At 67.0% G+C, this 10,412-nt stretch carries 9 protein-coding genes; 3 read left to right on the top strand and 6 right to left on the bottom strand.

Translation table 11 applies throughout. From position 1 onward, the window contains the following. Nucleotides 1-488 precede the first annotated feature (488 nt). The 5 genes from AC1DR7_RS04820 to ahpC all read right to left on the bottom strand — a co-directional run bounded on the left by AC1DR7_RS04820 (nt 489) and on the right by ahpC (nt 5,401). Nucleotides 489-1,451 (bottom strand): transaldolase, encoded by a 963-nt coding sequence (locus AC1DR7_RS04820; protein ID WP_256774969.1) that lies wholly within the window; start codon nt 1,449-1,451, stop codon nt 489-491. Nucleotides 1,452-1,497: 46 nt separating this feature from the next. Beyond that, nucleotides 1,498-1,905, bottom strand: coding sequence for a nucleoside diphosphate kinase regulator (gene rnk, locus AC1DR7_RS04815; RefSeq protein WP_457318572.1), 408 nt, complete (start codon nt 1,903-1,905; stop codon nt 1,498-1,500). Nucleotides 1,906-2,056: 151 nt separating this feature from the next. Then, nucleotides 2,057-3,007, bottom strand: a complete 951-nt coding sequence (gene oxyR, locus AC1DR7_RS04810; protein ID WP_256774971.1) for a DNA-binding transcriptional regulator OxyR — start codon at nt 3,005-3,007, stop codon at nt 2,057-2,059. Nucleotides 3,008-3,093: 86 nt separating this feature from the next. Then, nucleotides 3,094-4,686 (bottom strand): alkyl hydroperoxide reductase subunit F, encoded by a 1,593-nt coding sequence (gene ahpF / locus AC1DR7_RS04805; RefSeq protein ID WP_256774972.1) that lies wholly within the window; start codon nt 4,684-4,686, stop codon nt 3,094-3,096. A gap of 151 nt (nt 4,687-4,837) precedes the next feature. Further along, nucleotides 4,838-5,401, bottom strand: a complete 564-nt coding sequence (gene ahpC, locus AC1DR7_RS04800) for an alkyl hydroperoxide reductase subunit C (protein ID WP_256774973.1) — start codon at nt 5,399-5,401, stop codon at nt 4,838-4,840. A 428-nt stretch (nt 5,402-5,829) separates the two neighbouring features. Between ahpC and prmC the strand changes: the two genes are divergently transcribed. Continuing rightward, a complete protein-coding gene (gene prmC / locus AC1DR7_RS04795; protein WP_457318571.1) occupies nt 5,830-6,678 on the top strand; it encodes a peptide chain release factor N(5)-glutamine methyltransferase in 849 nt (282 codons plus the stop codon). A 159-nt stretch (nt 6,679-6,837) separates the two neighbouring features. Beyond that, the gene (pip, locus tag AC1DR7_RS04790; RefSeq protein WP_457318570.1) at nt 6,838-7,782 is read left to right on the top strand and encodes a prolyl aminopeptidase; all 945 of its coding nucleotides are present in this window, start codon (nt 6,838-6,840) and stop codon (nt 7,780-7,782) included. Nucleotides 7,783-7,936: 154 nt separating this feature from the next. On the opposite strand, the gene AC1DR7_RS04785 is transcribed toward pip, so the two are convergent. After that, nucleotides 7,937-8,824 (bottom strand): LysR family transcriptional regulator, encoded by an 888-nt coding sequence (locus AC1DR7_RS04785; RefSeq protein ID WP_457318569.1) that lies wholly within the window; start codon nt 8,822-8,824, stop codon nt 7,937-7,939. Between the two features lie 107 nt (nt 8,825-8,931). Between AC1DR7_RS04785 and AC1DR7_RS04780 the strand changes: the two genes are divergently transcribed. Beyond that, a complete protein-coding gene (locus tag AC1DR7_RS04780) occupies nt 8,932-10,362 on the top strand; it encodes an MFS transporter (protein WP_457318568.1) in 1,431 nt (476 codons plus the stop codon). The last annotated feature ends 50 nt before the right edge of the window (nt 10,363-10,412 follow it).

The following is a 10,412-nucleotide window of genomic DNA, read 5'->3' as shown; positions in this document are numbered from 1 at the left end:
GCGTCGGTGGGGAGGCAGCCGAGCATGGCTCGGCTCTACCCACCACACAAAGGYCCCGGCAAGGCCGTCYMCCCGGATGCACCAGCCAAGCCGTGCACGAAAACGCACCGGTAGGCCGTTTCCCAAGACGCGCCAGCCAAGCCATTCACCCAAATGCACCGGTAGGCCGTTCCCMAAACGCACCAACAAACCCGCTTTCCCAAACGCACCCGCCGTCTGTCGGGGGGGCGGTGTGGGTGGGATGGCGGGACCGTCACACGCCATGGATGGCGTGTGCGAGCCTCCATGGACGGATTCACGGCGTGTCCCGCCATCCCACCCACACCGACCCCAACCCGTCGACAGTGAGCCGTTGCGGTTGCGGTTGCGGTTGCGGTTGCCGTTGCCGTTGCAGTCGCAGTCGCAGTCGCAGTCAAACGTGCAGCTGCCCGAAAAAACAAAAAGCCCCGCAATGCGGGGCTCTCCACTGTCCAGACAACGCGAACCGCTTACAACCGCTCGCGGATCGTCTGGCGCAGCGCTTCCAGATCCTTGGCGAACGCATCGATCCCCGTCGCCAGCTTCTCGGTCGCCATCGGATCGGCGGCCAGATCCGTCGCAAAGCGCGCCGCATCGATCGGCGTCACCGACACCGCTTCGGCCGCGCCGGCCACCAGCTTGCGCGACAGCGCGCCATGGTCGGCATCCAGCTTCTCCAGCAGATCCGGCGAAATCGTCAAACGATCGCACCCCGCCAGCGCCTCGATCTGCGCCGTCGAACGGAACGAGGCACCCATCACCACCGTCGGCGAACCGCGGCGCTTGAACTCGGCATACACCCCGCGCACGAACACCACGCCCGGATCGGCATCGATATCGGCCGGCGCCTGCCCATGGGCCACGTACCAGTCCAGAATGCGTCCCACGAACGGCGAAATCAGGAACGCCCCCGCCTCGCTGCAGGCCAGCGCCTGGGTCGGATTGAAGATCAACGTCAGATTGCAGTCGATACCCTCGGCCTGCAGCACCCGCGCCGCCTCCACGCCTTCCCACGTCGCCGCGATCTTGATCAGCACCTTGCTGCGCGGCACACCGGCCGCCTCGTACATCGCGATGAACTGGCGCGCCTTGGCCACCGTCGCCGCCGTATCGTGGGCCTGGTCGGCATCCACTTCCGTCGACACCCGGCCCGGCACCAGCGTGCTCAGCAGCGTGCCCACGCCAACGGTCAGGCGATCGGCCACCGCGTGCACGATCGTCTCGCGCTCACCCGACTGCTCGCGGCCCCACGCAAGTGCCGTCTCGATCAGGTCCGCATACACCGGCAGATCCAGCGCCTTCTTCACCAGGGTCGGATTGGTCGTGCAGTCGACCGGCTTCAAGCGCTTGATCGCTTCGTAATCACCGGTATCGGCGACCACGACGGACAGATCACGCAGCTGGGTGAGTTTGGACGGAGAAACGGTGTTCATTGCGACTCCTGGTACGAAACGGGGAACCTGCGCAGCGGCAGGGAATTCAGGACTGGGGCTGGTTGTGGACCGCCGTCACACGCAAGCGCAGCTTGCGGCCACCCGGTGCATCCCAGTCCATGGTCTGGCCGACGGCCAGGCCCAGCAGCGCGGTGCCCACGGGCGCAAGGATCGACACCTTGCCCTGCTCGACATCGGCTTCGCGCGGGTAGACCAGCGTCAGCACGTGCTTCTCGTTCTGCAGCTCATCTTCGCATTCCACCCGCGAATGCATCATGACGATGCCCTCGGGCATCTGCTCCGGCGCCACCACCGTGGCCCGGTTGAGTTCGGCGGCCAGGGCCGCAGCCGCGGCGGTCTGGCTGACCGCCGGGGAGTCGAGCATGGCATCCAGCCGATCCATGTCGTGGCTGGAAACGATGATGGACGGGGGCAGCCCGCTGGAAGTGGACATGTAAAGCTCCTTGCGATTGATGATGGCCCATGCAAAAGGCGGCGCCTGCTGGCGCCGCCTGGGTTCTATTGTGCTGCCTATCGAAGGCGGATGCGACCCGGGCCGCATCGACAACGATGCGGCCGGTTCAGCGTGTTGGGCGGTCGGCGTATCAGGCGCTGCGGCGCGGTGCCGTGCCCACGTCCGAATCGGTGTTTTCCAGGGTGAACAGGCCGGCCGGTAGGCGCTTGAACTGCTGCGCCAGCTGCTGGAGGAAACCGGTCATCGCCGAACTGCGCCGCCACGCCATCGCGATGCGGCGGCTGGGACGATCATCGCCCTGGAAATCGAGCAGGCGAATGTTCTCCGAACGGGGCACCGGCGGTTTCACCGACAGGGTGGGCAGCAGGGTGATGCCCACGTCGGCGGCGACCATCTGCCGCAACGTTTCCAGACTGGTGGCGCGGAATTCGGACTTTTCATTGGCACCAAACAACCGGCAGACCGCCAGGGCCTGGTCGCGCAGGCAATGCCCGTCCTCGAGCAGCAACAACTTCTGCGTGGACAGTTCCTGCACGTCCAGATGGTGGCGCCGCGCCAGCGGATGCTGCCCGGACACGGCCAGCAGGAACGGTTCCTCGAACAGGAATTCGGCATGCAGCTGATCGTCGTCCAGCGGCAGCGCCAGCAACGCCGCATCCAGCTTGCCTTCGCGCAGCCGCGCCAGCAGTTCGTCGCTCTTTTCCTCGACCAGCAACAGTTCCAGCTGCGGGAAGCGTTCGCGGATGTTGGGAATCACATGCGGCAACAGGTACGGGCCCAGCGTGGGGAAAATCCCCAGCCGCACCGTACCGGCTTCCGGATCGCGACTGCGCCGGGCAGCTTCCTTCATCTGCTCGACCTCGGCGACGATCGTGCGCGCACGCGCCGCCGCCTCGACCCCGGCCGGGGTCAGCATCACTTTGCGTGGAGCACGTTCGACCAACGGCAGGCCAAGCTCGTCCTCCAGCTTGCGGATCTGGGTGGACAGGGTGGGCTGGCTGACGAAGCAGGCGGCCGCGGCGCGGCCGAAGTGCCGGTGCTCGGCCAGCGCCACCAGGTATTTCAGATCACGTAGGTTCATTTCCTTGGACCTCTAAGCGGTAATGGACCGGGTGATGGCGTGGCTTACCCAGCAGGTGGGCCCCGGTGAACCGGGACCCTGACGTTTCAGGCAGCTTCGGCGACAACGCCGCTGCTCTTGGGAACGGATGTACGGATCAGGTGATCGAAAGCGCTCAGTGCGGCGGTCGAACCGGCGCCCATCGCGATGACGATCTGCTTGTAGGGCACGGTGGTGCAATCGCCCGCTGCGAACACGCCTGGCACGCTGGTCTGGCCGCGGTCATCGATGACGATCTCGCCGCGGGGCGACAACGCCACCGAACCCTTCAACCACTCGGTGTTGGGCAGCAACCCGATCTGCACGAAGATGCCTTCGAGCTCGACCCGGTGCGCATCGCCACCGACGCGGTCGTGGTAGACCAGCCCCGTCACCTTCTGGCCATCGCCCAGCACTTCCTGGGTCAGGGCGCTGGTGATGATGGTGACGTTGCCCAGGCTGCGCAGCTTTCTCTGCAGCACTTCATCGGCCCGGAGTTTGTCATCAAATTCCAAAAGGGTCACATGCGTCACGATGCCGGCCAGGTCGATCGCCGCTTCCACGCCGGAGTTGCCCCCGCCGATCACCGCCACGCGCTTGCCCTTGAACAGCGGGCCGTCGCAGTGCGGGCAGTAGGCCACGCCCTTGTTGCGATACTGGTCTTCGCCCGGCACGTTCATCTGCCGCCAGCGCGCACCGGTGGACAGGATCACCGAACGCGACTTCAGCGCGGCACCGTTTTCCAGCGTGATTTCAATCAGGCCGTCATCACCGGCCGGCGCCAGCGCAGTGGCGCGCTGCAGGTTCATGATGTCGACCTCGTACTCGCGCACGTGCTGTTCCAGCGCGGCGGCGAGCTTGGGGCCCTCGGTTTCCTTGACCGAGATGAAGTTCTCGATTGCCATGGTATCCAGCACCTGGCCACCGAAACGCTCTGCAGCCACACCGGTGCGGATGCCCTTGCGCGCGGCGTAGATCGCGGCTGCCGCGCCGGCCGGGCCACCGCCGATCACCAGCACCTCGAAGGGTGCTTTGGCGTCGATCTTTGCCGCGTCGCGTTTGGCCGACCCGGTGTCCAGCTTGGCCACGATCTGCTCGAGCGTCATGCGGCCCTGGTCGAACATTTCACCGTTGAGGTACACCGTTGGCACCGACATGATCTGGCGTGCCTCGACCTCGGCCGGGAACAGGCCGCCGTCGATCGCCACGTGCTGGATGCGCGGGTTGAGCACTGCCGCCAGGTTCAGCGCCTGCACCACGTCCGGGCAGTTCTGGCAGGACAGCGAGAAATAGGTTTCAAACTTGAACTCGCCCTCGAGGCCCTGCACCTGCTCGATCAGCTCGGCAGTGGCCTTGGACGGGTGCCCGCCAACCTGCAGCAGGGCCAGCACCAGCGAGGTGAACTCGTGGCCCATCGGCAGCCCGGCAAAGGCCAGGTGGATGTCCTGGCCGGGAGTGGTCAGCGCAAACGAAGGGGTGCGCTCGCTGCTGTCGCGGCGTACGTCCAGGCGGATCTGCGCCGACAGCGTGGTCAGCGTGTTGAGCAGCTCCAGCATCTCCTGCGACTTGGCGCCGTCATCCACGTGCGCCGTGATCTGGATCGGACGGGTGACACGTTCCAGATAGGTCTTCAGCTGGGACTGGAGGTTGGCATCCAACATCGAAAAACTCCTTGATTCAGGCAAGGGAACAGCGTCGACGAACCCCGCGGGTGCATCTGCGCGACATGGGGGTGAACCGAAGCGGGCGCGTGGGCACCGGCTTGGGTTCACCCCCACTCCCGTCGAAACGGGAATGGGGATGAGGCGCGGCTTAGATCTTGCCGACCAGGTCCAGCGACGGGGTCAGGGTCTTCTCGCCTTCCTTCCACTTGGCCGGGCACACCTGGTTCGGGTTGGCGGCGGTGAACTGGGCAGCCTTCAGCTTGCGCAGGGTTTCGGAGACGTCACGGGCGATCTCGTTGGAGTGGATCTCCAGGGTCTTGATCACGCCTTCCGGGTTGATGATGAAGGTGCCGCGCAGGGCCAGGCCTTCTTCCGGAATGTGCACGCCGAAGGCGTTGGTCAGCTGGTGGGTCGGGTCACCGACCAGCGGGAACTGGGCCTTGCCGACGGCCGGCGAGGTTTCGTGCCACACCTTGTGCGAGAAGTGGGTGTCGGTGGTGACGATGTAGACCTCGGCGCCGGCCTTCTGGAACTCGGCGTAATGGTCGGCGGCGTCTTCGATCTCGGTCGGGCAGTTGAAGGTGAACGCGGCCGGCATGAAGATCAGGACCGACCACTGGCCCTTCAGGGTGCTGTCGGAAACCTTGATGAACTCGCCGTTCTGGTAGGCGTTGGCTTCAAACGGCAGGATCTTGGTATTGATGAGCGACATCGTTGTTCCTCTTGGTGAAGGGGGTGGGTGAAGCGACCAACACAGGTTAGCGGCTTCATTCCCATAAGGACAATCCATTGATTGCATCTATACGATAGTCATAGGCTATCAAAATGGAATGATCAGGGGATGAACGCTTGGCACCACGCGGGGCAGATCCCTTGCGGGACGCGGGTCTTGGCGGATCAGCCATCGATGGCAGCCATAGCCGTTGTTTATCCGCCTCCGCCGCTGGCTGAACGACGCCTGCGCCAATGGGCATCGCGATCAGGCGCTTGGCGCGGATTCGCAATAGGGGAGCCCAATCAATATTGGTATCGGCATTCTTTGAATCAATGGATTCCGGCCGATGCTGCGTCGCACTCACCGCCTGCGTGGGCCACGTGGGGTGGACTACACTTCGCGCCCCGTTCGCTGATCGCCCTGCCATGACCGCCGCGCCGCCCGAGGTCCGCCAGTTGCTCGCCGATGCCGCCGCCGCCCTGCCGGGGGTGGAAGGACGGCATGAGGCCGAACTGCTGCTCCTGTATGTCCTCCGGCGTGAGCGCAGCTGGCTGTTCGCCCATGCCACCGACGCGGTGGCCCAGGCCGACGCGGACGCCTTCGCGGCCCTGCTGGCGCGTCGGGTGGCGGGCGAGCCGGTCGCGTATCTGGTCGGCAACCGCGGCTTCTGGACGCTGGACCTGGCGGTGACCCCGGCCACGCTGATCCCGCGCCCGGAAACGGAGCTGCTGGTCGAGCTGGCGCTGGCCCGGCTGCCGCTGGACGTGCCGCTGACCGTGGCCGACCTGGGCACCGGCAGTGGCGCCATCGCGCTGGCGCTGGCCAGCGAGCGGCCGCTGGCGCAGGTGATCGCCACCGATTTCAGTACGGCGGCGCTGGCCGTGGCCAGCGCGAATGCGGTGCGCAATGCGGTGCGCAACGTCAGTTTCCGCCAAGGCTCGTGGTTCGCTCCGCTGGCTGGCATGCGCCTGGACCTGATTGCCAGCAACCCGCCGTACATCGCCAGCGACGATCCGCACCTGCAGCAGGGCGACCTGCGATTCGAGCCAGCCACCGCGCTGGCCGCCGGCCCCGACGGGCTGGACGACATCCGGCGGATCATCGACGGCGCCACGGCGCACCTGCGGCCGGGCGGCTGGCTGCTGCTCGAACACGGCTGGAACCAGGGCGAGGCGATCCGCGCGCTGCTGCTGCAGGCCGGGTTCCAGTCGGTGGCCACCGAGCGGGATCTGGAACAGCGTGAGCGGGTGAGCCTGGGCTGTCTGCCCGCGTAGTGCAGCGTGGCCCCGGCGCAGCCCGAGGCTAGAATGCTCTGTCCACCGGACGCCGGCGCAGCCTGATGCGGCGCTGACCGGTGGTCGCTGCCGCAGAACCGGCCGTGCGCTCGGCGCACCGGTGACGCGGCGACTGTCATTCCACATGGAGTTCCTGTCATGCGTACGCTGTATCCCGCCATCACCCCTTATGACGTCGGCACCCTGAAGGTCGATGACCGCCACACGCTGTATGTCGAGCAGTGCGGCAACCCCGACGGCAAGCCGGTGGTGATGCTGCACGGTGGCCCGGGCGGTGGTTGCAGCGACAAGATGCGCCAGTTCCATGACCCGGCCAAGTACCGCATCATCCTGTTCGACCAGCGTGGCGCCGGGCGTTCCACCCCGCATGCGGACCTGGTCGACAACACCACCTGGGACCTGGTGGCCGATATCGAAAGGCTGCGCGAGCACCTCAAGGTGGAGCGCTGGCAGGTATTCGGTGGCAGCTGGGGCTCGACCCTGGCGCTGGCCTATGCGCAGACCCATCCCGAGCGGGTGACCGAGCTGGTGCTGCGCGGCATCTTCATGCTGCGTCGCTGGGAGCTGGAATGGTTCTACCAGGAAGGTGCCAACCGTCTGTTCCCGGATGCGTGGGAGCACTACCTCAAGCCGATCCCGGCGGTGGAGCGCCACGACCTGATCTCGGCGTTCCATCGTCGCCTGACCAGTGATGACGAGGCCACCCGCCTGGCCGCGGCCAAGGCCTGGAGCGTGTGGGAAGGGGCCACCAGCTTCCTGCATGTGGACGACGATTTCGTCAACAGCCACCAGGACCCGCAGTTCGCGCTGGCGTTCGCGCGCATCGAGAACCATTACTTCGTCAACGGCGGTTTCTTCGAGGTGGAAGAACAGCTCCTGCGCGACGTGCACCGCATCGCCGACATCCCCGGGGTGATCGTGCACGGTCGCTACGACGTGGTGTGCCCGCTGCAGAGCGCGTGGGAACTGCACAAGGCGTGGCCGAAGTCGACGCTGGAGATCAGCCCGGCGTCGGGCCACTCCGCGTTCGAAGCGGAAAACGTGGACGCACTGGTGCGCGCTACGGATCGCTTCGCCGGGTAATCAACCCACGGGTAATGCCGGCCGTTGGCCGGCTGCTTTGTTCCCGGCCGCTGGCCGCCTGCGCGCCGATCGGGCACAGCGGTGCCCCTTGGGTGCATGCCAGAAATTGCGTGGAGCCGGCCAGCGGCCGGCACTACCGGGGCTGGGCGGCTGGCTACCAGTGGCCTGCCAGCAACGCTGCGGCGAGCACCTTCAACTTCGGCGAGGCCTGTCGTGACGGCGGGTACACCAGCGACAACGCGCGGCTGCGGCCTTCGAACGGCTGCAGCACGCGTTGCAGGCGGCCGTCGCCGAGCGCATCGGCCACCGCGAAATCCATCACCTGCACGATCCCGACACCCGCCAGCGCGCCTTCCACCAATGGATCGCCGCTGTCGAACACCATCCGCGCCGGGGGCGTGAATTCGCGCAGCCCACCCTCCGCGTCGCGGAACTGCCAGTCCACCAGCCGTCCGCTGCGCAGGTTGCGCACCGCCAGGCAGGCGTGATCGTGCAGCGCATCGACCGTGGCCGGCGCGCCGTGCCGGGCGATGTAGTCCGGCGAGGCCACCGTGACCCAGTGCAACGGCCGCAGCGGGCGCGCCACCATGCGCACGTCGCTGATCGGCCCGGTGCGCAGCGCCGCATCGAAGCCTTCCTCGACCAGGTCGACCAGCCGATCGTTGAGCACCAGCTCGAACTGCAGCTGCGGATGCGCGGCCGTCAGCTGCCCGGCCAGCGGCACCAGCACCTTGCGCCCGAACATGGACGGCGCGGTCAGCTTCAACACGCCCGACGGCGTGCACGGGCGATCGCCCAGCCGCCGTTCGGCGTCTTCCAGCCCGCTCAGCAGTGGCGTGCAGTGATCGACGAACTGGCGCCCGTCCGGGGTCAGGCTGACGTTGCGGGTGTTGCGATGGAGCAGACGCACGCCCAGCTCGGTTTCCAGGCGACCGACCGCACGCGACAGCCCGGACTGGCTGATGCCCAGCTGGCCGGCGGCCACGGTGAAACTGCGTGCTTCGGCGACCTGCACCAGCATGCGCACGGCATTGAGATCCATGGCGGTGTCCGATTGATGCGAAAATGCATGACAGAAATCGAAGTATCCGGGTTTATTTGTTTGACGTCATCAATGAGACTGCGCGCCTTCCCCACGTAGCAACTGGCATGACCCACTCCACGCATGCGTTCCCACCCCGCCTGGCACTGACCCTGCTGGCCATGGCCCAGCTGATCATCGCGCTGGACGCCACCATCATCTTCGTCGCCCTGCACGAGATGGGCGTGCAGTTGCAGATCAATGCGCAGCAGCTGCAATGGATCGTCAGCGGCTACACGGTGGCGTTCGGCGGCTGCCTGCTGCTGGGCGGCCGCGCGGCCGATCTGCTCGGGCGTCGTCGGGTGTACCGACTGGGCATGGCGCTGTTCGCGCTGGCCTCGCTGGTCGGCGGGTTCAGCAACAGCGCCTGGCTGCTGATCGCCGCGCGCGCGGTGCAGGGCATCGGCGCGGCGCTGCTGTTCCCGGCCACGTTGTCACTGATCAACACGATCTACGCCGAGGGCAGCCCGCGCAACCGCGCGCTGGCGATCTGGTCGATGGCCAGCGCCGGTGGCCTGGCACTGGGCACGCTGCTGGGCGGCGTGCTGACCCAGAGCTTCGGCTGGTCTTCGGTACTGCTGGTGATCGTGCCGTTTGCCGGTGCGTGCGCGGTGCTGGGTGGCTGGTGGTTGCCGCGCGATCCGGCGCGGCAGGTGGGCCGCTCGTTCGACCTGGCCGGCTGCCTCACTGTCACCCTCGGCGGCAGCCTGCTGGTGACCACGCTGGTGCAGGGGCCGGAATGGGGCTGGCTGGCGCCGCGCACGCTGGCCTGCCTGGTGCTGTCGGCGGCGCTGCTGGCCGCGTTCGTGCGGATCGAACAGCGCAGCCGCGACCCGCTGATGCAGTTCGCGCTCCTGCGCCTGCGCAGCCTGCGCGCGGCGATGCTGTTGACGATGGTGTTCATGAGCAGCTTCGGCGTGCAGTACTACTTCCTGGCGCTGTACTTCCAGGACGGCTACGGCTGGAGCGCGCTGCAGGCCGGGCTGGCGTTCCTGCCGCCGACGCTGGTGTGCACGTTCGGCATCCGGATCACCGAACGCATGCTGCTGCGGCGCTCGCCGCGCCAGGTGCTGGCGCTGGGCATGGCCGCTGGTGCGATCGGCATCGCCGCGGTCGCGGTGGCGATGCCGTTTGGCGCCACGTATTGGGCGCTGCTGCCGGGCATCGTGGTGCTGAGCATCGGCCAGGGCATGACCTGGACGGCGATGTGGATCGTGGCCGGGCAGGGCGTGCCGGCGGCGCAGCAGGGCGTGGCGTCGGGCATGGCCGCCACCGCGCAGCAGATCGGCGGTGCGCTGGGATTGGCGGTGCTGGTGATGCTGGCCAATGCCGGACGCGGCGAACAGGCGGCGGGCACCAGTGCGCAAGCGTTGCAGGGACTGATCAACGCGCAGTACGGCGCGGCGTTGTTCGCGCTGCTTGGCGTGGCCGTGGCGCTGTGGTTGCGGCCGCAGCAGGATTCGGCCGCGCTGGCGGCGGTAGGCGCGGGTGAGGGATAGGGGGATCGTGCACGGCGTGGGCCGCACCCGGAAGGACTGCGTGCAGCCGA

Source organism: Stenotrophomonas sp. P5_A9 (assembly GCF_056400525.1).
The sequence above is the reverse complement of the archived record's forward strand: the minus strand, read 5'-3'. Positions and strand labels throughout refer to the sequence as shown.